Origin of the sequence: uncultured Jatrophihabitans sp. (assembly GCF_964246335.1) — a bacterium.
Taxonomy (GTDB): Bacteria; Actinomycetota; Actinomycetes; order Mycobacteriales; family Jatrophihabitantaceae; genus Jatrophihabitans.
The window spans coordinates 1-22886 of sequence record NZ_CAXTQF010000006.1 but is presented as its reverse complement, the minus strand read 5'-3'; the positions used below and the strand labels follow the sequence as shown (position 1 = coordinate 22886).

Genomic DNA, 22886 nt, shown 5'->3' with positions numbered 1-22886 from the left:
GGCTACTTCTTGTTGCGACGCTGCACGCGCGTCTTCTTCAGCAGCTTGCGATGCTTTTTCTTGGCCATCCGCTTGCGCCGCTTCTTGATCACTGAACCCATGAAGAGATTTCCTCGCCAAATGTCATCGATGAAAATCCCAGCCTACCGGCCCGCAGCGCGATGAAGCGCGCCGGCGCTAACCGGCTTCGATGAAGGCGCCGCGCAGGTAGTCGTGCACGGCCTTCTCGGGCACCCGGAACGAGCGGCCGACGCGCACGGCGGGCAGCTCACCACCGTGCACCATCCGGTACACCGTCATCTTGGACACCCGCATGACAGTGGCCACCTCGGCGACGGTCAGGAACTTGACCTCCGCCAGAGCAGGATCGACCGCGCGAACCGCGGGCGGCTGCTTGTTGCTCTCACCCCGAGTGGGCATGATTCACCGACACCTTCGGCACGTGTCGGTGCGTCGGCTTCCCCACCGACGAACGGGACACGCACGTGCTGTCCTGAGACTAGCGGTACCAGTGGGGCCTGTGCGATAGCTAGACCCCACCTATGTTGCCGCCGGGCGTGGTTTCGGCCGCATATGCCCGGATTTTGCGTCAGCTGGTTGCCCCGAGTTCCCTGCTCCGGACGGCCGCGGCCTCGATCGCGGCCAGCAGCGCGGCCCGGACACCGTGCGCCTCGAGCTCGCGGATCGCTGCGATCGTCGTTCCTCCGGGGCTGGTGACGGCCTCGCGCAGCTGCACGGGATGCTCGCCGGAATCGCGCAGCATCGTCGCGGCGCCGACCGCCGTCTGCACGATGAGCTCCGCAGACAGCGCCCGCGGCAGGCCGAGCAGGATGCCGGCGTCGATCATCGCCTCGACGAGGAAGAAGAAGTACGCCGGGCCCGACCCGGACAGCGCGGTGACGGCGTCCAGTTGCGACTCCGGCACCTGCACGACGCGGCCGACGGAGGCGAGCAGCGCCGCGGCCGTCGCAAGCTGCTCGTCGGTGGCGTGCGCGCCGGCGGCGACAGCCGTCATGGCCTCGTCGACGAGCGCGGGTGTGTTGGGCATGCACCGCACGACGGGCACGCCGTCGGGCAGCGCGCGCTCGAGGTGCGCCGTCGTCACTCCTGCGGCGACGGACACCACGAGGTGCTGCGGGCCCGCGGTCGTCGCAACCTCGGTGAGCAGCGCGTCGATGTCCTGCGGCTTGACCGCGACGATGACGGTCGACGCGTGTTCCAGTGCCTCGGTGACCGACACGACCCGCACGCCGTAGGTGTCGCGCAGGTACGTCGCGCGCTCGGCATAGCGCTCGGTGATCACGATGTCGTCGGCCGCGTGCTCACCGCGCAGCAGACCGGACAGCAGCGCCTCGCCGATCTTGCCGCCACCCAGGATGGCGATCTCGTTACCCACGTCTACCTCTCCGTCACCGCAGCACGCTTCAGCCGCGTGAGACCAACGCGCGAGCGAAGAATGCCAGGTTGGCCGGGCGCTCGGCGAGCCGGCGCATCAGGTAGCCGTACCACTGCGCGCCGTACGGCACGTACACCCGCACGATCTGCCCCTCGCGCGCCAACCGGCGCTGCTCGTCCGGGCGGATGCCGTAGAGCATCTGGTACTCGAACTGGTCGGCCGCGCGGTCGTGCGTCTTCGCCCGGGCGGCGACGATGTCGATGATCGTCGGATCGTGCGTGGCGAACATCGGGTATCCGGCGCCGGCGAGCAACACGTTGACGCAGCGCACGTAGGACATGTCGATGTCAGCACGCCGGGTGAACGCCACCGACTCCGGTTCGGCATACGCCCCCTTGCACAGCCGGACCCGGCTGCCCGCGTACGCGAGTTCGCGGCAGTCGCTCTCGGTCCGGCGCAGGTAGGCCTGCAGCACCGCTCCGGTCTCCGGGTACTCCGTCCGCAGCCGGCGCAGCACGTCCAGCGTGGAGTCGGTGGTGGTGTGGTCCTCGGCGTCCAGAGTGACCGTCGCGCCGACCCGCCGCGCTTCGGCGCAGATGGTGCGGGCGTTCTCGAAGGCGATCTGCTCGCCGTCGGCACCGAGCGACTGGCCGACGGCGCTGAGCTTGACGCTGACCTCGGCCCGCGCGGTGAGCAGGCCCAGCCGCTCGGTCAGCTGCTCCTTCTCCAGCGCGCCGAGCAGTTCGAGGTAGGCCGTCGTGGCGGCGTCGGCCTGCGCGCGGTCGGTGGTGTCCTCGCCGAGATGGTCGAGGGTGACGGTGCGCCCGTCGGCCACGAGCTCGCGCGTGACGTCGACCGCGGCGTCGGTGTCGGCGCCGCCGACGAAGCGCTTGACCACCGACCGCGAGACGGGCGCGCGCGTGACGAGACCCTCGATGCGGCCGTTGCGGGAGGCGGCCATGATCGTGCTGCGCAGCATGGGCCCAGGCTAATCAGCGTGCCGAGGCGCCGCGGCGTGAGGCGCCGCACGCCGGCCGGCGGCGACGCGGCGTCAGGCGCTGCACGCCTGCTGGCGGCGACGGACCGTTGCGGACCTGACACAGCTGCCCAGACCTGTATTACGCACGTAATACAGGTCTGGGCACATAGGTGTGTGTCCGCTGCTGTCCTACGGCGTAGGACAGCAGCGGACAAACCGCGCCGGCGTCACCCGGCCGCGCCACCGCCGTGGGCCGGCGTCACCCGGCTGCGCCGCCGTGGGCCGCCATCAGGTGCAGCCGGCAGTACGCGAGCGCCTCGGCGAGGTCGGCTTGGCGCTCCTCGCGGTCGAGCGCCCGGCGGGTGTTGATCTCGACGATGACGTGGCCGGCGAAGTGGGTGCTCGCCAGCCGTTCCAGCACCTGCGCGCACGGTTGCGAACCGCGGCCGGGCACGAGGTGCTCGTCGCGCGGCAACCCGGTGCCGTCCGCGATGTGCAGGTGCGCGAGCCGCGAGCCCATGGCGTCGAGCATGCCGAGCGTGTCGGAGTGCGAGACCGCCGAGTGTGAGAGGTCGAGCGTGTAGTCGCGGTACGGCTCGTCCGCCGCCACGTCCCACGACGGCTGGTACGCCGACACCTCGCGCCCGCGCACCCGCAACGGGAACATGTTCTCGACGGCGAACCGCACCTCCGTCTCCTGCGCAAGCCGGCGCACGCCGGCGCGGAAGTGCCGCGCGTAGTCGCGCTGCCAGCGGAACGGCGGGTGCACCACCACGGTGTCCGCGCCGAGCAGCTCGGCGGCGAACTGCGCGCGCTGCAGCTTCGTCCACGGGTCGGTCGTCCACACCCGCTGCGTGATGATCAGGCACGGCGCGTGAATCGCCAGGATCGGAACCTGGTGATGCTGGCTCAGCCGTTGCAGCTCGTACGGGTCTTGGCTGACCGGGTCGGTCCAGACCATGACCTCGACGCCGTCGTACCCGAGCGACGCAGCGAGTTCGAACGCGACCGCAGTGCTCTCCGGGTATACGGAGGCGGTGGACAGCCCGACCTTGGCGCCGCTCGGTTGCAGTGCGCGGGCGTCGGGCGGCATGCGGGCACGTTAGCGGTTAGTCGCTGTCAAACCGATCGAGACGGCGAAGGATCACACCCTCACGCAGAGCCCACGGGCACAGCTCGAGTTGTTCGACGTCAAGTGCGTCCATCGCGCCCGCTGCGACGATCGAGCCGGCGAGGACCTGGTGCGCGCGGCCCACACTGACGCCGTCGAGTTCGGCGAGGTCCTGGGACGCCATGCGTGAGATGAACGCCTGCACCTGCGTCAGGCCCTGCCGGGTGAGCATGCGCACCGCGCGTGGCCCCTCCGACGACGGCGCGGCGCCGGCCAGCCGGGCGAGCGTGCGGAAGGTCTTGCTGGTCGCGACGACGCGGTCGGGCAGACCGCCGCGCAGCAGCTGACGAGCGGGTCTGGCGAGCACGTCGTCGACGTGGTCGCGCAGCTTGGCGATCTCCGGCTTGGAGGGCGGGTCGTCGCCGAACCACTCGCGGGTCAGCCGGCCGGCACCGAGCGGGACCGACACCGCGGTCTGCGGGTCCTCGTCCTGCCCGGCGGCGAGTTCGAGCGAGCCGCCGCCGATGTCCAGGCTGATCAGGTTGCCGGCGCTCCAGCCGAACCAACGGCGTACCGCGAGGAACGTCAGCCGCGCCTCGTCCTCGCCGGACAGCACACTGAGCCTGACCCCCGCCTCCTTCCACACGCGCTTGAGCACCTTGCTGCTGTTCTGCGCATCACGGACGGCTGATGTCGCGAAGCCGAGCAGCTCGCCGCAGCCGAGCTCGTCCGCCTCGTCACGCGCGATCACCGCGGCCTTGACGAGCGCATCGGCGCCGGCGTCGCTGAGGTGGCCGTGCGCGTCGAGGTTCTCGGCCAACCGCAGCTGCGACTTCGAGCTGTGCTGGGGCGTCGGCTCGGCACCGCGGTGCGCGTCGACGACGAGCAGGTGCACCGTGTTCGAGCCGACGTCGAGCACTCCGAGTCTCACGACTCCCGAGCCTAACCGCGACGTACGCTCGCCCGGTGCGCCATCACGAGGTACCGCTCGACTTCACCCGCGAGTGGATCGAGTTCTTCGACCCGGCCGACGCCGAGCATCTCGTCCGCGCCGATCTCACCTGGTTGTGTTCGCGGTGGACGTGCATCTTCGGTCGTGGCTGCCACGGCACGGTTCAGGGCCAGGCCGACACCGGCTGCTGCAATCACGGCGCGTACTTCACCGAGGCCGCCGACGAGCGGCGGGTGGCCAAGTTCGCCCGCAAGCTGACCCGCGACGACTGGCAGCTCTACGACGCCGGCCACCGCGGCGGCAAGCAGGGTGCGCGCCTCGACGTCGCCGAAGAGGTGGAGGACGACGACGAGGGGCGGCGGATGACGCGCGTCGTCGACGGTGCCTGCGTGTTCGCCAACCGCGAGGGCCATCCGGGCGGCATCGGCTGCGCGCTGCACGCCTACGCGCTGCGCGTCGGACTCGAGCCGCTCGAGACGAAGCCGGAGGTGTGCTGGCAGCTGCCGGTGCGCCGCGAGCAGGAATGGGTCGAGCGCCCGGACGGCACCCGCATCCTGCGTTCGACGCTCGGCGAGTTCGACCGTCGCGGCTGGGGCGAGGGCGGCCACGACCTGGATTGGTACTGCACGTCGTCGCCGGAGGCGCATGTCGGTGGCGAGCCGATGTACGTGTCCTACCGTCCGGAGTTGATCGCGCTGGTCGGCGAGCGCGCCTACGCCGAACTCGCCAAGATCTGCGCCAAGCGCCTCAAGCTGGGGCTCGTTGCCGTCCACCCCGCAACGAAGGCGGCGGCCAGGTCCACGCCCAGACCTCATTGAGTGAGGCGCACCCGCTCCGCGTGCAGGCGTTCGTAGTGTGCGCGGCTGCGCTCGGCGGCCTCGCGCGCGTCGCCGCGCAGTTCAGCCGTGCGTGGGCGGTACGGCTCGAAGCCGGTGGAGGCGAGCACCGCTGAGTACCAGTACGGCGCCCAGACACCGTCGGAGTCGCGGGTTCCGGCCGGCCACGACAACATCGCCGGCGTGAACTCGACGTCGACGAAGTCGCACAACCAGCGCAGGTAGGCCTCGGGCGCGCGCAGGAAGTCCGCGGCGTCGATCACCGGCGGCGCGGTGCCGACCTCGGCGCGCAGCTGGTCATACAGCTCGGCCTGCTGTACCAACCCGATGTCCTCGGCAACGACGTCGGAGCGGGAGCGCACGTAGGAGGCGACGACCTCGGCCGGGTCGCGGATCAGCAGCACGTTGGTGAGCCCGCCGATCCAGTCGCGCGGCAACTGCGCGATCAAGTGGTGCGTCATGTGCTTCTGGTAGTAGACGCCGTGCACCGGGGCGGTCAGCTCGGCGACCACCCGGGTCCAGTCCGGCTCGCCGGCCGCGATCACCTCGTCGCGCGCCGGGTGGTTCAGCCCGGTGCGGTCCAGGTAGTACGCGTAGAGCGGCTCGTCGACGACGCGGGTGTCCGGCCGGTTCTCCCACGAGCGCATCAGGGCCGTCGAGATGTTGCGCGGCCCGGACCACATCGCGAGGCGCACGCCCGGCACGCCTGTCACGGCGCGCCGGTCACGGCGCGACGCGGGCGGCGACGTCGGCCCGCACGAACTCGCCGTAGAGCTGTTGCAACCGCTGCACGACCGGACCGCGGGCGCCGCTGCCGATGCGCCGGCCGTCGATCGTGTGCACCGGCACGACCCCGGCGAAGGTGCCGGTCACGAACGCCTCGTCCGCCGAGTAAACCTCCGTGAGGCTGAACGTGCGTTCCTCGCTCGGGATGTCGTTGTCGCGGCATACCCGCAGCACGTTGCCTCGGGTGATGCCGCCCAGGCAGTACTTGCCGCTCGACGTCCACACCGCGCCGGCGCGCACGACGAAGAAGTGCGTGGAGTTGCAGGTCGCGACGAAGCCGTCCGGGTCGAGCATCAACGCCTCGTCCGCGCCGGCGGTGAACGCCTGGATGCAGGCGGTGATGTCGGTCAGCTTGCTGTGCGCGTTGAGCTTCGGGTCGAGCATGTCCGGGTTCGACCGGCGCACGTGCACGGTGAACAGCGAGAGCCCGTCCACCACGGTGGCCGGCAGCGGATCCTTGTGCTCGGCGATGATCACCAGCGTCGCGGGGCCGGCCGTCATCCGCGGATCCTGGTACGGCGTCGTCTTCGGGCCGCGCGTCACCATCAGGCGGATGTGCACGCCGTCGCCGCTCATCTGGTTGGCGGCGAGCGTGCGATAGATCTCCGCAGTGAGTTGCTCGCGGGTCCGGCCGATGTCGAGCAGGATCGCGGCCGCGCCCTCCCAGAGCCGGTCCAGGTGCTGCTCCAGGAACGCGGGATGCCCGTCGGCGACGCGCAACCCCTCCCACACGCCGTCACCGAGCACGAAACCCGCGTCGAAGACGCTGACGACCGCCTGCGCGCGCGGCACCAGCGAGCCGTTGACGTTGATCAGGATCTCGGCGTTGCGCGGATCCTCGGCGAAGTCGTGCGTGCCGTGTGCAGCCATGCGGTGAGCATGTCAGCTCTCGTACTTGTAACCGAGCCCCCGGACGGTGACGAGGTACTTCGGGTTCGCCGGGTCGGGCTCGATCTTGGCGCGCAGCCGCTTGACGTGCACGTCCAGCGTCTTGGTGTCACCGACGTAGTCGGCCCCCCACACGCGGTCGATCAGCTGCCCGCGGGTCAGCACCCGGCCGGCGTTGCGCAGCAGCAGCTCGAGCAGGTCGAACTCCTTGAGCGGCAGCTGCGTCTGGTGCCCGTCGACGGTGACGACGTGCCGCTCGACGTCCATGCGCACCGGGCCGGCCTCGACGACGTTGAGCAGCAGCTCTTCCGGCTCCGCGCCGCGGCGCAGCACCGCCCTGATGCGCGCAACGAGCTCGCGTGAGGAGAACGGCTTGGTGACGTAGTCGTCGGCGCCGAGCTCCAGACCGACCACCTTGTCGACCTCGGTGTCGCGCGCGGTGACCATGATGATCGGCACGTTCGACCGGTTGCGCAGCTCGCGGCACACCTCGGTGCCCGAGACGCCCGGGAGCATCAGATCGAGCAGCACGAGGTCGGCGCCGCTGCGGTCGAAGCTCTGCAGCGCCTCGATGCCGTTGTTCGCAACCTCGACCTCGTACCCCTCGCGGCGCAGCATGAACGACAACGCGTCGGAGAACGACTCCTCGTCCTCGACGACGAGTACACGGGTCATGTGCACACCGCCTGTGTGGTCATGCGCGTACCGCGTCAGCGATCGTCACGGGTGTGATCCTTCCACCGTCGCGTGCGGGGTCTCCGCACGACCGTCAGCGACTTGGCCGTCGTCCCTGGGATCAAGCACGCCGGATGTGGCCGACCATGGACGATCGGAATGAACGCGAGGTAGCCGGATCGTGAACGTCGATCCGGACCTGTTCTCGCTCCACACCGACACCGTGCCGAGGTGGTTCGTGACGATGTTCTTGACGATCGCCAACCCCAGCCCGGTACCGCCGGTGGCGCGCGACCGGGCGGGATCGACCCGGTAGAAGCGCTCGAAGATGCGGTCCAGGTCCACGTCGGCGATGCCGATGCCCTGGTCGGTGACCGCGATGTCCACCACCGGCCGCGCTTGCTCGTCCTCGGCGGCGCGGGCGGTGATCGCCACCCGGGTGCCGCTGCCGCTGTAGGCGATCGCGTTGTCGACGAGGTTCGTGACGGCGGTGCCGAGCTGCGCCGCGTTACCCCGCACGCACAGGTCCGGGTCGCACCGCGCCGTGACGACGATGGACGCCTGCTCGGCGACGAGTCTGCTGCGCTCGATGGCCTCGTCGGCGATGTCGGCGACCTCGACCTCCTCCGCGCCGGGCATCGGGTCGACGCCCTGCACGCGCGAGAGCTCCATCAGCTCGCCGACGAGCTTCGCCAGCCGGGCGCCCTCGTGCTGGATGCGCTTGGCGAACCGGTCGACCGCGTGCGGCTCGTCGGCGGCGTCCTGGATCGCCTCGGCCAGCAGGGTCAGCGCGCCGACCGGCGTCTTGAGCTCGTGCGAGACATTGGCGACGAAGTCGCGGCGCACCGCCTCGAGCCGCCGTAGCTCGCTGACATCGGAAAGCATCAGGCACACCGCGGTGACGCGGTCGTTGCGGTCGGGCAGTGGCACCGCGGTGACCAGCAGCGCGATCGGCTCGCGGCCGAGGCGACCGATGGGCAGGTCGAGGGTCTGCGCCGCGGACTCGCCGGTCTCGATCGCGTGCCGGACGAGCACGACCAACCCGGTGAAGCTCAGCGTGTCGGCCTCGAGCACGCCCATCGCCCGCGCGGCGGGATTGACCAGGATCGGCCGCTCGTCACGGTCGACGACGATGACGCCGTCGTGCAGCGCCTCGACGATCGACGACGCCAGGGACGGCGCAGGCGCCGACTCGCCGGTCCCGGCGTCGGGTTCAGCGGCCCGTTCGGACGGCTGAACCGCGGCGGGCGGCATAGAATAGCGCCGGGACGTGAACAGCGCGCCCAGCCCGGCACCGACGCCGAGCGCCACGAGCACCAAGACTGTCACCACGATCGGCACCCCTTGATCGTACGTTTGCCGGGCCTGTGCGCCGACGAACGAGCGGTGTCGGGGGGCTTGTGGACATTGGCTGTTCACCTGGCGGCCGACGAGCGTTCACGCCGTGAGCACGATCTTGTTGTTCGGCGAACGGAAGGTGGTCAACATGCGTGACGTGTTTCATGACGAGTTGGACGAGATCGGTGCCGGTGTCGCCGAGATGATCCGGCTCGTCGCTGCGGCTGTCGAACAGGCCACCGGCGCGTTGCTCGATGCAGACCTCAACCGCGCGGAAGCAACCATCGCCGCCGACTTCAAGGTCGATGCGTTGCGCGTGGACCTCGAGGACCGCACGTTCCAGATGATCGCCCGCCAGCAACCGGTCGCCACCGATCTGCGGGTGCTGGTCACCACGTTGTCGCTGGTCTCCGACCTGGAGCGGATGGGCGACCTCGCACTGCATGTCGCCAAGATCGCCCGGCTGCGTTTCCCGGAGGCCGCGGTGCCCGCGGAGGCACGCGACGTCATCGCGCAGATGGGTGAGGTCGCACAGTCGCTGGTGCACAAGGTGGCTGACGTCGTCGAGGGTCGTGACCTCTCGCTCGCGCAGGCGATCGAGGCCGAGGACGACTCGATGGACGCGCTGCGCCGCAAGCTGTTCACCCTGGTGCTCTCGCCACGGTGGTCACACGGCACCGAAGCCGCCATCGACATGACGCTGCTCGGCCGCTACTACGAGCGCTATGCCGACCACGCCGTCGCCGTCGCGCGCCGCACGATCTTCATCGTCACCGGCGAGCGGCCGGAGCCCGCGACCGCGAACGGCATCCCGCCGCTGCGCTGACGCGCCGGCACCGATCGCGCGGCGGCGCGCTTTTCGCTGGCGGTCGGCCCGGTCTCGTTCCCAGCCCCGCCGCGCAGCCCAGTTGGCACCTGCCCGGCGCGGCTGCGGAGATCAACTCACCGCGCGCGGCAGGTGCCAACTCGGGGCACCGCCCGGCGCCGCGCGGACGCGGCGCGCGCTACTTCTTGCCCTGGTTGGCTACGGCCTCAATCGCGTCGCGCGCGGCGTCGGGATCCAGATAAGTGCCCGGCCCGGTGGGCCTGAGCGTGACGTCGTCCAACTCGTAGTGCAGCGGGATGCCGGTGGGCACGTTCAGGGACACGACGTCGTCGTCGCTCATCCCGTCGAGATGCTTGATCAGCGCGCGTAACGAGTTGCCGTGCGCGGCCACGAGCACGACCCCGTCCCGACGCAGATCGGGCACGATCGCGTCGTACCAGTAGGGCAGCATGCGGCCCACGACATCTTCCAGGCACTCGCTGCGCGGCAGTGCCTCGAGCAGGTCCGCGTAGCGCGGGTCGCCGGCCTGGCTGTAGCGGTCGTCGTCGGCCAGCTCCGGCGGCGGGGTGTCGTAGGAACGGCGCCACAGCATGAACTGCTCCTCGCCGAACTCGTCACGCACCTGCGCCTTGTCCTTGCCCTGCAACGCGCCGTAGTGCCGCTCGTTGAGCCGCCACGACCTGCGCACCGGGATCCAGTGGCGATCGGCGGCGTCCAGTGCGATCTGCGCGGTACGGATCGCCCGGCGCAGCAACGAGGTGTGCACGACGTCCGGGCGCAGGTCGTGCTGGACCAGCAGCTCGCCGCCGCGGCGTCCCTCCGCCTCGCCGGCCGCGGTCAGGTCGACATCGACCCAACCCGTGAACAGGTTCTTCTGGTTCCATTCGCTCTCGCCGTGGCGGAGCAGGACGAGCTTGGCCATGCGGCAATCCTGCCAGCGTGGCCGCGCGCCGGTGACTCAGGGCGCGAGGCCGCGCAACACGACGTCGATGGTGCGCACCAATTCGTCCGCGGTCGGCACCTTGCGCAGCGTCAGGGCGGCGGACAGCGTCGGGCCGACGATCAAGCGACGCACCCAGGTCGTGTCGGCGTCCGTGCGGATCAGGCCGTCGTCCTTCGCGCGATCGATCGCCGCGTTCAGGCTGACCAGGTGCGGCCCGACGAGCCGGTCCTGGGCGTCGCGGAACAGGGCCGGATGGGCCGTTCCCTCGGCGATCACCCGACGCATGGCTGCCGCGAAGGTCGGGTTGCCCCACACCCGACGCATCCGTTCGGCGAGCCAGATGATCTGTCCGCGCGCGTCCGTCTCCGGCACGTCACCGACCGTGCCCTTGAGGCGACGCAGCGCCTCGACACCCAGTTCGACCGCGTCCGGCCAGCGGCGGTAGACCGTCGTCTTCGCGACGCCGGCGCGAGCCGCAACCCGCTCCATCGAGATCGCGAAGAACCCGACCTCGATCATCTCCTGCACGGTCGCGTCCAGGATCGCCGCGTCGATCGTCTCGTCCCGCGGGCGGCCGCGGCGCGCGGTGCCCACCGCGGTCATTGCTGACCGCCGGCCGGCACCTGCTCGTGCTGCCCCTCGTGCCCGGCGTGCTGGGCCTGGTGCCCGGCGTGCGCGGCGATCGGCTCACCGGGGTCTCGGTGGTGACCCGCACCCACGCCGTCCGGCTGTGCGTCGTGTGGCGCCACGCCGTGGTCCTTCGCTGCCTCGTCGCCGGACGGAGCCGTGGCCGGGCCGCCCGACATCTGCTCGTACTCGCGCCGCCCCGGCAGGAACACCAGCGCCACCAGCGCACCGATCAGCGCGGCAAGGCCGCCGAACAGCGACGTGATCTGCATGGCGGACATGAACGAGCTCTTGGTGGAGCTGACGAAACCGGTGAGCACCGTGCGCGCCTGCGCCTGCTCCTGGCGTAGCTGCGCGGGCGAGAGGTTCGCGCCCTGCGCCTTGCCGCGGGCCTGCAGCGCGTCGGCAGCGTTGCCGGCGAACGTCAGGGCGTTCTGGATGGACTGGTCCGAGTCCGAGCTGACCTGCGCCGACACCCGCTGGCTCGACGGCAGCTTCGAGACGACGGCCGCCGGGCGGTCCAGCTTGGTAGCCGCGGCCTGGGGCGCGTGCGTGCCGAGATCGTTGCGGAAGACGATCACCAGCACCGAACCGAGGATGGCGACGCCGAGCGCGCCGGCCACCTGGCGCACGGTGTTGTTGACGGCCGATCCGGCGCCGGCCTTCTCCCGCGGAACGGCGCTCATGATCGCGTTGGTGGCGGGCGACATCGTCAGGCCCATGCCGAAGCCGAACGCGACGAGCCGGACCTCGATCAGCCAAATGGACTGGTGCTGCGTGGCCAGCGCATACGACGCGAGCCCGATCGCCACGAGGGTCATGCCGAAGCCGACGACCGCCCGTGGCCCGAACCGCCCGGACAAGCGCGCCGACAGTGGCGCCGCGATCATCACCGCCGCCGCGACGCCGATCAGCGCAACACCGGCCAGCAGCGGCGAGTAATTGCGCACCGCCTGCAGGTAGTACGCGAGGTAGAACGTCGACCCTTGCAGCGCGAAGAACGCCGCCGCGATGGCCGCCGCGCCCGAGGAGAAGTGCCGGTTGCGGAACAGCCCGACATCGATCGTCGGGTGCGTACTGCGGTGCTGCGTCCAGATGAACAGCGCGAGCAGTACGACGCCCAGCAGCACCGCGCCGAGTGTGTCCCACCTCAGCCACTTGCCGCTGTTGCCGCCCTCGATGACGCCGTACACGAGCACGACCAACGCGACGATCGACAGCAGCACGCCGAGCGGGTCCAGTCGTCCCGGCTGCGGGTTCTTCGACTCCGGCACGAGGAAGTAGATGGCGACGAGCGCGACGACGACGATCGGCACGTTGACCAGGAAGACCGAGCCCCACCAGAAGTACTTGAGCAGGATGCCGCCGGTGATCGGCCCGAGCGCGATGGCCATCCCGGACGCGCCGGCCCAGATACCGATCGCCTTCGGCCGTTCGCGCGGCTCGAAGACGTTCTGGATGATCGACAGGGTCTGCGGCTGCACCGCCGCGGCGCCGATGCCCATGAGCGCCCGGAAGACGATCAGCTCGGTGGAGGAGTGCGCGAACGCGGTCACTGCCGACATCGCGCCGAACAGGAACAAGCCGATCATCAGGATGCGTTTGCGGCCGACGCGGTCGCCCAGCACGCCCCAGGTGATCAGCAGGCCGGCGAACACCAGCGCGTAGCTGTCCACGGCCCACTGCATGTCGCTCTGTGACGCGTTCAGGTCGCTCTGGATCGTCTTGAGCGCGACGTTCAGGATCGTGTTGTCGATGATCACGACGAGCAGGCAGAGCACGAGCACCGCGAGGATGCCCCACCGCCGCTTCTGGATTGTCTCTTGGTCCATCAGGGTCTCCGACCAATATCGCTACAAGTGCGTATCGCTAATTCATTGAAGCACTCCGCGTTGCGCTACGCAAGCGTAGCGTTATTCCGAATCGGTCTTCTCGGCGAAGCGACGGAACGCGGCGAGGTTGGCCAGCGGTTCGTCGTTCTTGACCCGCCAGGCCCATTCGCGGCGGATCGACGAGGCGAAGCCCATCTCGAGCAGCAGGTTGAACGAGCCGTCCGCGTATTCGAGCACGCAGCCGAGCAGCCGGTCGATCTCGTCGGCGGTGACGGCGTCGAGCGAGACGCGGCCGGTCAGGTAGATGTCGCCCGTGCTGTCGATCGCCCAGGAGACGCCGTACATGCGCGCGTTGCGCTGCAGCAGCCAGCCGTAGACCTGCTCGTAGTTCTCCTCCGGCGCGCGGCACACGAAGGCTTCGATCTCGAGGGCGTGCGCGCCGACGGTGAGCAGGCACGCGGTCTTCAGCCGGCGCTCGCCCGGCACCGCGACGGCGAACGTCGCGTCGTCCAGCCGCTGCCACTCGAGGTCCTGATCGCCGAGCGCGGCCGCGACGGTGTCGGCGACGCTCAGGACGGCCCCGCTCACGACTGCCCCGCCCACGACGCGTCGCCCGCGAGCACCGCGGGTGTGCCCGGGCGCTCGACGGTGGCCTGCCGATATGCGGCGAGCAGCCCGCTGGCCGTCCGGTCCCAGGAGAACTGCTCGGCGTGCGGGCGCGCACCGTCGGCGAGTGCCTGCAGTTGCGACGGTGTGCGCAGCAGATCGGCGAGCACCTTAGCCCACAACTGCGGCTCGTGACCGTCGACGAGCACGCCGGAGACGTCCGCCCGCACGGCAGTGGGCAGCCCGCCGACCGCCGCGGCGGCGACCGGTGTGCCGCAGGCCTGCGACTCGAGCGCGACGAGGCCGAACGACTCGTTGTAGCTCGGCACGACGGTGAGGTCGGCCGCGCGGTAGTAGTCCGCCACGGTCCCGCGGGAGGCGGGCGGGTGGAATCGGACGACGTCCTGCAGGCCGAGTTCGTCGCGCAGCGTGCCGAGCTGCTGTGGGTGCGCGAGGCCGGTACCGCTGGGTGCGCCGAGGACGACGACCTGCAACCGCCCGGCGAGGTCCGGGTCCTGCTGCAGCAGCGCAGCGGCACGGACGAGGACGTCCGGCGCTTTGAGCGGCTGCAACCGCCCGACGAACAGCAGGGTCAGCGCGTCGCGGCGCAGACCGAGCCGGGTGCGCGCGGCGTCGGCCGATCCGGGGGTGAAGACGTCGAGGTCGACGCCCGGCGCGATGGTGCGTACCCGGGCCGGGTCGGCGCCGTAGAGATCGATCAGCTGCCCGGCCTCGTCGGCGGTCGACGCGATCAGCCGGTCCGCCTCGGCGACGACCTGCTCCTCGCCGATGACCCGGGCGCGCGGCTCGGGCTCGTCGCCGTCGGCGAGCAGCGCATTCTTGACCTTCGCGAGGGTGTGGGCGGAATGCACGAGCGGCACGCCCCAGCGTTCGCGGGCGAGCCAGCCGACCTGCCCGGACAGCCAGTAGTGCGAGTGCACGAGGTCGTACCAGCCCGGCTCGTGGCCCAGCTCGGCACGCATGACGCCGGCGGTGAACGCACACAGCTGCGCCGGCAGTTCGGCCTTCGCCAGCCCTTCGTACGGGCCGGCGACGACGTGCCGCACGTGCACACCGGGATGCAGCGTGACGACCGGCGGCTGCTCGCTCGACGTCGCGCGGGTGAAGATCTCGACCTCGACGCCGCGGTCGGCCAGCCGCTTGGCGGTCTCGACGATGTAGACGTTCATGCCGCCCGCGTCGCCGCCGCCCGGCGCGTCGAGCGGAGAGGTGTGCACGCTCAGCATCGCCACGCGCCGTACGGCGCGCCTGACCGAGTGCACATCCACTCCTTTCGCGGGTCCGGTAGGGTTCAACAACGTCCCGTTCGCAAACATGCCCTGCCCCGCGATATCGGAACCGCGGCGCGCGTCGAGAATGGTCGCATGTCACGTGGGATCGCCGTGGTCACCGGCGCCAGCAGCGGAATCGGCGCGGCCACCGCCCGTCACCTCGCCGCAGAGGGATTCGACGTCGTCGCCGCAGCGCGACGCACGGACCGGCTCGAGGAGCTGGCCGCCGCGCAGCCGAACATCCGGGCGGTACCGCTCGACGTCACATCGGCCGAGTCGGTGGCCGAGCTGGCGGAGCAGGTGGGCGACGACGTCGCGGTGCTGGTCAACAACGCCGGCGGTGCGTTGGGCGTCGAGACCGTCGAGGACGCCGACCCGGCCGACTGGCAGCGCATGTTCGACACCAACGTGCTCGGCGTCCTGCGCGTGACGCAGGCGCTGCTGCCGGCGCTCGAACGCGGCACGGGCGGGCATGTGGTCGTCACCGGCTCGATCGCCGGGCACCTCGTCTACGAGGGCGGCGGCGGGTACACGGCGGCCAAGCACGGCGCGGCCGCGCTCGTCGAGACGCTGCGCCTGGAACTGAACGGCCGACCCGTGCGGGTGACCGAGATCGCCCCGGGGATGGTGCACACCGAGGAGTTCTCCCTGGTGCGGCTGCGCGGTGACCAGCAGGCGGCCGACCAGGTCTACGAGGGCGTCGAGCACCCGCTGACGGCCGACGACGTCGCCGACTGCATCGCCTTCGCGGTCACCCGGCCGGCGCACGTCGACATCGACCTGATGATCGTGAAGCCGCTGGCTCAGGCAGCACCGCACAAGGTCGACCGGCACCGCTGATTGTCAGTCGTGCGCCTCGTCCACCGGCACCAGCCGGCGTAGGCAGCGCGCGGCCGCGAAGACGCACAGCGCAGCGGCCACGAGTGCCACCCAGATCCCGTACTCGATACCGAGATCGATCTCGTCCTCGAGGCCGAACAGATCCACCAGCTTCGAGATCACGATGGCGAGCGCCAGCACGCTCGAGACGGTGCCGACGATCACCACCCAGATACGTGCCTTCGCCACTTTGACGATCACACCCAGCACCGCGCTCAGCAGGCCGAGCACGATGGTGGTCGAACCGTCGGTCTGCAGGCCCGAGATGTCCCCGTCGCCGCCGATGGCCAGCACGTGGAACCACGGCAGGATCGAGCCCAGCATCAGCACCAACCCGGCCCCGATGGGCAGGCCGCTCGTCGCCGGGTCGGCCACCCGATGCGTCGGCGCCGCGGACGTCACAGCTCGACGCCGACCAGATGCGCCTCTGGGCGCAGCCGGATGCCGAACCGGACCTCGACGCCGTCGCGGATCACGCGCGCCAGGTCCAACAGCTCCGCAGTGGTGCCCCCGCCCCGGTTCGTCAGCGCCAGCGTGTGCTTGGTCGACACCGTCACACGTCCGGCGCCGACGTCCGCGCCGAAGCCCTTGCCGAACCCGGCGTTCTCGATCAGCCACGCCGCGGACAGCTTGAGCTGGTGGTCGACCTGCCAGTTGGGGCAGCCGGCCGGCACCAGCTCGGGCGGCACGAAGGGATTGACGAAGAACGACCCGACGCTCCACGTGTCGTGGTCGGCGGCGTCGAGCACCATGCCCTTGCTCCGGCGCAGGTCGAGGACGACGTCGCGCACGTCCTTGGACGGTGCGACGTCGTGCTGCTCGACGCCGAGGCGTCGCGCGAGTTCGAGGTAGCGCACCGGGGGCGCGTCGGTGCTGCGTGCGAGGTCGAAGTCGACGCGCAGCACGACGAATCGGTCGCTGTACTTGAACGCGCTGCTGCGGAAACCGAAACCGCAGCGCTGCGGGTCCCACTCCTGCACCGCGCCCGTCTCGCGGTCGTAGACCTGCAGGCCGGCGACGACGTCGGACACCTCGCTGCCGTACGCGCCGACGTTCTGGATCGGCGTCGCGCCGGTCATGCCGGGGATGCCGGACATCGCGGCGAGGCCGGACCACCCTTCGGCGACGCTGCGCCCGACGAGCGAGTCCCAGTGCACGCCCGCGTCGACGTGCACGCGGACCGTGTCGCCGCGCTCGTCGACCGTGATCTCCTGCGTGCGGGCGAGCACGACGGTGCCGTCCCAGCCCGCGTCGGACATGACGAGGTTGCTGCCACCACCGATGACGAGCGCGGGCGCACCGGCCGTGTCGGCAGCACGAACGGCGTCGACGAATGCGTCGGTGGTGTCCGCGGTGACGATGCGACGCGCGGGGCCGCCGAGGCGCAGCGTCGTGAGGTCGGCGATCGTGGCGGGCACGACCCGCGAGGTTACCGGCCTTCCTAGACTCGGCGGCGTGTCCGGTGGGCGACCTCCCAGGCTTGCCGCCGGGCGTGCGCGGGCGCTCGGCCTGCCGACGCGCGGCACGACGAACCCCAACCGGCTGCGGCGCATGGACAATTGGATCGTCGCCCGGCTCGGCCCGCAGCTGCGCCAGGCCGGCGATCCGCTCGTGGTGGATCTCGGGTACGGCGCCGGGCCGGTGACGGCAGTCGAGTTACGGGCGCGCTTGGCGACGGTGCGCGCGGACGTGCGGGTGCTCGGTTTGGAGATCGACCCGGCGCGCGTGGCGGCTGCCCTGCCCGCCGCGGATCCGCCGGCGCTGACGTTCGAGCGGGGTGGCTTCGAGCTGGGCGGGCACCGGCCGGTGATCGTGCGGGCCGCCAACGTGCTGCGTCAGTACGCACCGGCGGACGCGGCGCGGGCGTGGGCGACGTTGCGGCGCGGACTGTCCGACGGCGGCGCGATCGTCGAGGGCACCTGCGACGAGATCGGCCGACTGGCGGCGTGGGTGCTGCTCGAAGCCACGGGACCGGTGTCGCTGACGCTGGCCTGCCGCGTCGAGTCGCTCGACCGGCCGGGCGACCTCGCGGCGCGGTTGCCGAAGGCGCTGATCCACCACAACGTGCCCGGGCAGCCGGTGCACGCGTTGCTGCAGTCGCTGGACGACGCCTGGGCGACCGCGGCGCCGGTGTCGGTGTTCGGCGCGCGGCAGCGGTGGGTCGCGGCGTGCGAGGGGCTCGTCGCGGAGGGCTGGCGTGCCGACGTCAGCCGGGCGCGCTACGGCGAGCTGACCGTCCCGTGGTCGTCCGTCGCCCCCGTCTGACCCGGCGCACCGCCGCCCCGACCCCGGATTGCACCCGCAACCGTCGCTAACGAGCGCCCGAGGGCCGAGTTAGCGACGGTGCCGGGTGCAAACCGTTACGGAGATGTCGCCGGTCAACCGGCGAGGCGTTGGCGCACCGAGCCGAGGCCGAGCGTCGCCGACTCGGACAGGTACGTGTGCAGGTGCGCCTCGCCGTCCGGCACCATCCGGGTGCGGCCGACGCCGATCATCAGCCGCTGCGCCCGGGGCACCGCCGTGGCCGGGTAGCCGATCAGTTCGTGGAACCCCGTCACGTGCGCGACTCCGGCCAGGTGCGTGGTCAGCTCGGTGCCGATGCCGAGCCGCTGCCAGCGGTCGGTGACGAGCAGGCCGATCTCGGCGCAGAAGTGGTTGTGCCGCGGGTCGCGCCGCAGCACGGCGTGCGCGACGACGGCGCCGTCCGGCGCCGCCACGACGTAGTTGAAAGGCTGGCGCAGGCTGTTCTCCAGCGCGGCCACAGCCGGCGGTCGGCCGCCGCAGCGGTAGCGGTCGAGCAGCGAGCGCGGTGAGCACGCCGCATGCATCCGGGCCACGGCCGACAGGTCGCGGACGGTGCCCGGCCGGACGAGGAACGGCTTGGCGCCGACCCGCAGCGTCCACGGGACGCGCGCCAGCTCGGCGAGTTCGGGGTTGTCGACACGGGGCGGTCCGCCCGGGTCGTGGGCCGGCGTGGACCGCACGCAACTGGTTGTACTTGGCATGTCCACGACCCTGACGATCCATCGTTTCCGTCGTGTGTCGATCTGTCGGCGCCTTTGCTACAGCGCCCGGCGGCCAGCCTGCCGGTAGCCTCATCCAGGTCGCGGCGCGTGCCGCCGTGACGGGCCTCTAGCTCAGTTGGTAGAGCAAAGGACTTTTAATCCTTGGGTCGTCGGTTCGAGCCCGACGGGGCCCACCCAGTGCTTGTGCCGCCCGCGGGGCCACCCGGTTTACGACGTACACGCCGATTCTGTCAGGGTGTACGCATGGCGGACGGGGCGATCGAGTCACATCGGCACGGTGCTGTCGTCACGTACGACGTGAGTGGGGACATCGACATGATGATGCGCGACCGCGCGGACGCGATGCTCGAGCCGGTGAGGCCGAACGACGACGTGCAGGTCAACATGGGTGCCGTCACGTTCATGGACTCGACCGGCCTGATCTTCCTGCTGTCGCTGCGCAACAAGGCGCGGTCGGTACGCCTCGTCGACGTCCCGCGGATGGTCATGCGGGTCCTGACACTGACGGGATCGCAGGATCTGTTCTCCTACGGCACCACCGCGACGTAGCCCGCTGATCAACACCAGAAAGTATTTCGGCGACGGTGTCGAATGCGGGTGCGGCCGTTCGACGCACTGGTGAGCGCGGGTTCGGACCGGTCACTGCGAGCGGGGCCCGCGCACGGAAGCAGAGGGAATGACATGCGGTTCATGGTGTTGGTGAAGGCGACCGAGACCTCCGAGTCCGGCGCGGTGCCGAAGCACGAGGACATCGCGGCGATGATGGCGTTCAACGAGGAGATGGTGAATGCCGGCATCCTGCTCGCGGCGGACGGCCTCAAGCCGAGCTCTGCCGGCGCGCGCGTGCGGTTCTCCGGCGACAAGCGCGTCGTGATCGACGGCCCGTTCGCGGAGACCAAGGAGCTTGTGGCCGGCTACTGGGTCATCGACGTCGCCTCGAAGGAAGAGGCCATCGAGTGGTTCAAGCGGTGCCCGGAGCCGATGCCGGGCGAGGAGTCGGAGATCGAGATCCGGCCGTTCTTCGAAGCGGCCGACTTCGGCGACGAGCTGACTGCGGACCAGCAGGAGCAGATCGCGCGTCTCGACGCGAAGGCCGCCGAACAGCACCGCTGACCGGTTGCGCGCAGGGGTGGCCGTGGGGTTACCTGCGTCGGGTGACCAGCGCCGCTGCCCACCGCGCCGTCGAGGCGGTCTGGCGGATCGAGGCACCGCGCCTCATCGCCGGCCTGGCCCGGCTCGTCCATGACGTCGGCCGCGCCGAGGATCTTGCCCAGGACGCGCTGGTGGCCGCGCTCGAGCAGTGGCCGGCGTCCGGCATCCCGGAGCGTCCGGGCGCCTGGTTGATGACGGTGGCGAAACGCCGGGCGGTCGACGAGATCCGCCGCGACGTCGCGCTCGCCGGCAAGGTCGAGCTCTTGGGCCGCGAGCTGCCCGAGGCGGACGAGCTCGAGCTGCCCGAGCCGGTGGAGGACGACGTGCTGCGGTTGATGTTCACCTCCTGCCACCCGGTGCTGACGCCCGAGGCGCAGGCCGCGCTGACGCTCAAGATGCTGGCCGGTCTCACCACCGACGAGATCGCGCGCGCGTTCCTCGTCCCCACGTCGACGATGGCCCAGCGCATCGTGCGGGCCAAGCGCACGCTGGCCGACGCGCGGGTGGGCTTCGAGTCACCGGAAGCCGACGAGATCGCGCCGCGGCTGGCGTCCGTGTTGGCCGTCGTCTATCTCGTCTTCAACGAGGGGTACTCGGCAACCGCCGGCGAGGATGTCGTGCGGCCCGCGTTGTGCGACGAGGCGATGCGGCTGGGCCGGATCCTCGTCGCGCTGGTGCCGGACGAGTCCGAAGTGCACGGTCTGTTGGCGCTCATGGAGCTGCAGGCGTCGCGGCTGGGAGCCCGCACCGGGGCGGACGGCGCCATCGTGACCCTGCTCGAGCAGGACCGCGGCCGCTGGGACCAGCTGCTCATCCACCGCGGCCTGACCGCCCTGGCGCGGGCCGAGGAGCTGGCCGGCGCGGCCGAGCCGTACGCCGTGCAGGCCGCCATCGCCGCGGTCCACGCCCGGGCGAGGACGGCGGACGCGACGGACTGGGCGCGGATTGCCGAGCTCTACGGCGTGCTCGCCCACGTCACGCCGTCGCCGGTCATCGAGCTGAACCGCGCTGTCGCCGTCTCGATGGCCGAGGGCCCGGCGGCCGGCCTCGAACTGGTCGACCAGCTCGACGACCGGTTGGCCGGCTACTACTTGCTGCCCAGCGTGCGCGGCGATCTGCTGGCCAAGCTCGGCCGGGCGGCCGAGGCGCGAGAGGAGTTCGAGCGGGCCGCCGGGCTGACGGCCAACGAGCGCGAGCGTGATCTGCTCCTCGCCCGCGCCGCCGAATGTGCTGCGGAGCAGTCGCCGTCCGACGACGCGTTACGTGCCCGGTGACGCGGCGACGGTGCGCAGCAGCTCGACGGCGTCGTCGATGCTGATGCCGGTGCTGCGGATCGTCCTGGCGTAGGTCCGCGCGGCGGCCTCGGCCTGGGCCTTCGCCGCGTCGGCCGTGTGGACGTAGGTACCGGCGCGGCCACGCGTCTGCACCAGACCGCCGGCCTCGAGCTCGCGGTAGCCGCGCGCGACGGTGTTCACCGCCAACCCGAGGTCGTTCGCCAGCTGCCGCACCGTCGGTAGCCGCGTGCCCACCGGCAGGGTGCCGCTCCTGATCTGGTCGGCCAGCTGTGCCCGCAGCTGCTCGTACGGCGGCACCGCGCCGTCGTGGTCGATGGCGATCACTGTCAGCTTCCTTGCCACGACTGGAGCGGCGGCCGACCCACTCGCCGTCGGTCGACCGCCTGCGCCGCGTGTTCCGCCGCATTGACGAGCGGGATCAGCACGACGCTGAAGAGCAGGACCGGCGCCAGCCAGTCCGGACGCAGAGTCGACAGGTCGAGCGGGAGGAACAAGCGCACGGAGCCGAACAACACGAGCAGAGGGCACACGGCGCCGTAGACAGCCTGCGAACGCCATCGCTCATCGAGTCGTAACGAGATGTCGTCGACGGCCAGCGCAGCGCGGCTCAACTCCGATCGGGTCAGCAACAGTGCATTCACCGCCAGCACCAACAGCAGGACCGCGTAGAGCGCGACGGAGGCGGCCGGCACGCTCGATTGCGCGATCGCCAGCAGCGTGACCCCCGCGAGCCCTGCGACCACGACGGCGATACCCAGCCGGATGGGTCCGATGCGTCGCCATGCTGGGATCGCACGGTCTCCGGCGACGCGCCAGGGCAAACGCGCCGCCAGCTGCCGTTCGTATCGGCGGATGACGATCGACCGGAAGAAGATCGCGGACGGGAGGATCACCAGCGCGGCGCTCAGCCACCACAGACTCGCGTCCGGTCGGCGACCGGGGACGGCGCGGAAGGTGAGCACGGACACGACGAAGCAGGTGAGGGCACCCAGGAAGGCGACCGCTGAGCCCCGGTCGACGCGACGACGGATCGCGAGCCGGTGGTCCACCAGTTCGGCGCCCACAAGGGTCAATCCGTCGACTCGCAGACGCTGACGCCGCAACCACCGGTCGAGGCGCGGCAGCGGTTGTGGGTCCGGTGCCATCACCGGCTCAACGTACTGCGTCAAGACTTGCTACACAATCACAAGTCCTTGCTGGCTCCGTCAGCCGCGCAGGCTTCGCAGTCGCGAAACGACGGGCGTGTGCGGGTCGAGCATGCGGTGCAACGCGTAGCTGGTGACGCCGCCGTACGCGAGGTGCGCAATGAGGTCGCGCACCAGGTTCGTCGGCGAGGCCCAGTCCGAGCGCGCGCCGCCGGTGGCCACGGACGCCCCTTCACCGACCGCCATGGCCGCCAGTCCGGTCAGCGCTGCTGCCACCACCGGCTGAGGTGTGGCGTTCGAAC

28 protein-coding genes and 1 tRNA gene are annotated in these 22886 nt (G+C 70.8%); 8 read left to right on the top strand and 21 right to left on the bottom strand.

What is annotated here, in order from left to right; translation table 11 throughout:
* Positions 1-2: 2 nt before the first annotated feature.
* The 6 genes from ACFFCN_RS03210 to ACFFCN_RS03185 form a co-directional block, all read right to left on the bottom strand.
* Positions 3-101 carry a 30S ribosomal protein bS22 gene (locus ACFFCN_RS03210; RefSeq protein WP_012854759.1) on the bottom strand — a complete coding sequence of 33 codons (99 nt, stop codon included), beginning with the start codon at positions 99-101 and terminating at the stop codon, positions 3-5.
* Positions 102-177: 76 nt separating this feature from the next.
* Positions 178-420, bottom strand: a complete 243-nt coding sequence (locus tag ACFFCN_RS03205) for a helix-turn-helix domain-containing protein (protein ID WP_375489659.1) — start codon at positions 418-420, stop codon at positions 178-180.
* 169 nt (positions 421-589) lie between these two features.
* Complete coding sequence (proC, locus tag ACFFCN_RS03200; protein ID WP_375489657.1) at positions 590-1396, bottom strand: pyrroline-5-carboxylate reductase; 807 nt, start codon at positions 1394-1396, stop codon at positions 590-592.
* A 28-nt stretch (positions 1397-1424) separates the two neighbouring features.
* The gene (locus ACFFCN_RS03195; RefSeq protein ID WP_375489655.1) at positions 1425-2375 is read right to left on the bottom strand and encodes a proline dehydrogenase family protein; all 951 of its coding nucleotides are present in this window, start codon (positions 2373-2375) and stop codon (positions 1425-1427) included.
* 259 nt (positions 2376-2634) lie between these two features.
* Positions 2635-3468, bottom strand: a complete 834-nt coding sequence (locus ACFFCN_RS03190) for a sugar phosphate isomerase/epimerase family protein (protein WP_375489653.1) — start codon at positions 3466-3468, stop codon at positions 2635-2637.
* 16 nt (positions 3469-3484) lie between these two features.
* Positions 3485-4417, bottom strand: a complete 933-nt coding sequence (locus tag ACFFCN_RS03185) for a hypothetical protein (RefSeq protein ID WP_375489651.1) — start codon at positions 4415-4417, stop codon at positions 3485-3487.
* Between the two features lie 35 nt (positions 4418-4452).
* On the opposite strand from ACFFCN_RS03185, the gene ACFFCN_RS03180 reads away from it, so the two are divergent.
* A complete protein-coding gene (locus tag ACFFCN_RS03180) occupies positions 4453-5256 on the top strand; it encodes a hypothetical protein (protein ID WP_375489649.1) in 804 nt (267 codons plus the stop codon).
* Here ACFFCN_RS03180 and ACFFCN_RS03175 read toward each other — a convergent pair.
* The 4 genes from ACFFCN_RS03175 to ACFFCN_RS03160 are packed head-to-tail and all read right to left on the bottom strand — an operon-like array spanning position 5250 to position 8955.
* Positions 5250-5987, bottom strand: a complete 738-nt coding sequence (locus ACFFCN_RS03175) for an HAD family hydrolase (protein ID WP_375489647.1) — start codon at positions 5985-5987, stop codon at positions 5250-5252. The genes ACFFCN_RS03180 and ACFFCN_RS03175 overlap by 7 nt on opposite strands.
* Before the next feature lie 10 nt (positions 5988-5997).
* Entirely contained in the window at positions 5998-6930 is a 933-nt protein-coding gene (locus ACFFCN_RS03170) for an aminotransferase class IV (RefSeq protein ID WP_375489646.1), read from the bottom strand.
* Positions 6931-6942: 12 nt separating this feature from the next.
* On the bottom strand, positions 6943-7623 hold the full coding sequence (locus ACFFCN_RS03165; RefSeq protein ID WP_375489644.1) for a response regulator: 681 nt from the start codon (positions 7621-7623) through the stop codon (positions 6943-6945).
* 45 nt (positions 7624-7668) lie between these two features.
* Entirely contained in the window at positions 7669-8955 is a 1287-nt protein-coding gene (locus ACFFCN_RS03160; RefSeq protein WP_375489642.1) for a sensor histidine kinase, read from the bottom strand.
* A 154-nt stretch (positions 8956-9109) separates the two neighbouring features.
* Between ACFFCN_RS03160 and phoU the strand changes: the two genes are divergently transcribed.
* Positions 9110-9787: a phosphate signaling complex protein PhoU gene (gene phoU, locus ACFFCN_RS03155; RefSeq protein WP_375489742.1), complete on the top strand. Its 678-nt coding sequence runs from the start codon at positions 9110-9112 to the stop codon at positions 9785-9787.
* Positions 9788-9965: 178 nt separating this feature from the next.
* On the opposite strand, the gene ACFFCN_RS03150 is transcribed toward phoU, so the two are convergent.
* The 5 genes from ACFFCN_RS03150 to mshA all read right to left on the bottom strand — a co-directional run bounded on the left by ACFFCN_RS03150 (position 9966) and on the right by mshA (position 15042).
* On the bottom strand, positions 9966-10709 hold the full coding sequence (locus ACFFCN_RS03150; RefSeq protein WP_375489640.1) for a phosphoglyceromutase: 744 nt from the start codon (positions 10707-10709) through the stop codon (positions 9966-9968).
* A 36-nt stretch (positions 10710-10745) separates the two neighbouring features.
* Positions 10746-11333 carry a TetR/AcrR family transcriptional regulator gene (locus ACFFCN_RS03145; RefSeq protein ID WP_375489638.1) on the bottom strand — a complete coding sequence of 196 codons (588 nt, stop codon included), beginning with the start codon at positions 11331-11333 and terminating at the stop codon, positions 10746-10748.
* Entirely contained in the window at positions 11330-13189 is a 1860-nt protein-coding gene (locus ACFFCN_RS03140) for an MFS transporter (RefSeq protein WP_375489636.1), read from the bottom strand. Before ACFFCN_RS03140 ends, ACFFCN_RS03145 begins: the two co-directional genes overlap by 4 nt.
* 81 nt (positions 13190-13270) lie before the next feature.
* Positions 13271-13777 carry a YbjN domain-containing protein gene (locus ACFFCN_RS03135; protein WP_375489634.1) on the bottom strand — a complete coding sequence of 169 codons (507 nt, stop codon included), beginning with the start codon at positions 13775-13777 and terminating at the stop codon, positions 13271-13273.
* Positions 13774-15042: a D-inositol-3-phosphate glycosyltransferase gene (mshA, locus tag ACFFCN_RS03130; protein ID WP_375489741.1), complete on the bottom strand. Its 1269-nt coding sequence runs from the start codon at positions 15040-15042 to the stop codon at positions 13774-13776. The genes ACFFCN_RS03135 and mshA overlap by 4 nt, the downstream gene beginning before the upstream one ends.
* Positions 15043-15180: 138 nt before the next feature.
* On the opposite strand from mshA, the gene ACFFCN_RS03125 reads away from it, so the two are divergent.
* Positions 15181-15927, top strand: coding sequence for an SDR family NAD(P)-dependent oxidoreductase (locus ACFFCN_RS03125; protein WP_375489632.1), 747 nt, complete (start codon positions 15181-15183; stop codon positions 15925-15927).
* Between the two features lie 3 nt (positions 15928-15930).
* On the opposite strand, the gene ACFFCN_RS03120 is transcribed toward ACFFCN_RS03125, so the two are convergent.
* Together ACFFCN_RS03120 and ACFFCN_RS03115 are read right to left on the bottom strand one after the other, a co-directional pair.
* Positions 15931-16368, bottom strand: coding sequence for a hypothetical protein (locus tag ACFFCN_RS03120; RefSeq protein ID WP_375489631.1), 438 nt, complete (start codon positions 16366-16368; stop codon positions 15931-15933).
* On the bottom strand, positions 16365-17384 hold the full coding sequence (locus tag ACFFCN_RS03115) for a UDP-N-acetylmuramate dehydrogenase (RefSeq protein ID WP_375489629.1): 1020 nt from the start codon (positions 17382-17384) through the stop codon (positions 16365-16367). Before ACFFCN_RS03115 ends, ACFFCN_RS03120 begins: the two co-directional genes overlap by 4 nt.
* Before the next feature lie 37 nt (positions 17385-17421).
* Here ACFFCN_RS03115 and ACFFCN_RS03110 point away from each other — a divergent pair, with 37 nt between their 5' ends.
* On the top strand, positions 17422-18231 hold the full coding sequence (locus ACFFCN_RS03110) for a class I SAM-dependent methyltransferase (RefSeq protein WP_375489627.1): 810 nt from the start codon (positions 17422-17424) through the stop codon (positions 18229-18231).
* 113 nt (positions 18232-18344) lie between these two features.
* Here the strand turns inward: ACFFCN_RS03110 and ACFFCN_RS03105 are convergent, their stop codons facing one another.
* Positions 18345-18950 (bottom strand): GNAT family N-acetyltransferase, encoded by a 606-nt coding sequence (locus tag ACFFCN_RS03105; protein WP_375489625.1) that lies wholly within the window; start codon positions 18948-18950, stop codon positions 18345-18347.
* Positions 18951-19092: 142 nt separating this feature from the next.
* Between ACFFCN_RS03105 and ACFFCN_RS03100 the strand changes: the two genes are divergently transcribed.
* The 4 genes from ACFFCN_RS03100 to ACFFCN_RS03085 all read left to right on the top strand — a co-directional run bounded on the left by ACFFCN_RS03100 (position 19093) and on the right by ACFFCN_RS03085 (position 21418).
* Positions 19093-19165 (top strand) — tRNA-Lys (locus ACFFCN_RS03100).
* Between the two features lie 70 nt (positions 19166-19235).
* Positions 19236-19541 (top strand): STAS domain-containing protein, encoded by a 306-nt coding sequence (locus ACFFCN_RS03095; RefSeq protein ID WP_375489623.1) that lies wholly within the window; start codon positions 19236-19238, stop codon positions 19539-19541.
* Between the two features lie 132 nt (positions 19542-19673).
* Complete coding sequence (locus ACFFCN_RS03090) at positions 19674-20105, top strand: YciI family protein (RefSeq protein WP_375489621.1); 432 nt, start codon at positions 19674-19676, stop codon at positions 20103-20105.
* A 41-nt stretch (positions 20106-20146) separates the two neighbouring features.
* Complete coding sequence (locus ACFFCN_RS03085; protein WP_375489619.1) at positions 20147-21418, top strand: RNA polymerase sigma factor; 1272 nt, start codon at positions 20147-20149, stop codon at positions 21416-21418.
* Here the strand turns inward: ACFFCN_RS03085 and ACFFCN_RS03080 are convergent.
* The 3 genes from ACFFCN_RS03080 to ACFFCN_RS03070 form a co-directional block, all read right to left on the bottom strand.
* Positions 21404-21763, bottom strand: a complete 360-nt coding sequence (locus ACFFCN_RS03080) for a GntR family transcriptional regulator (RefSeq protein WP_375489617.1) — start codon at positions 21761-21763, stop codon at positions 21404-21406. The two genes, ACFFCN_RS03085 and ACFFCN_RS03080, sit on opposite strands and share 15 nt — an antisense overlap.
* A gap of 2 nt (positions 21764-21765) precedes the next feature.
* Positions 21766-22587 carry a hypothetical protein gene (locus ACFFCN_RS03075; RefSeq protein ID WP_375489615.1) on the bottom strand — a complete coding sequence of 274 codons (822 nt, stop codon included), beginning with the start codon at positions 22585-22587 and terminating at the stop codon, positions 21766-21768.
* Positions 22588-22644: 57 nt separating this feature from the next.
* A partial coding sequence (locus ACFFCN_RS03070; RefSeq protein WP_375489613.1) for a hypothetical protein occupies positions 22645-22886 on the bottom strand: 242 nt, incomplete at its 5' end.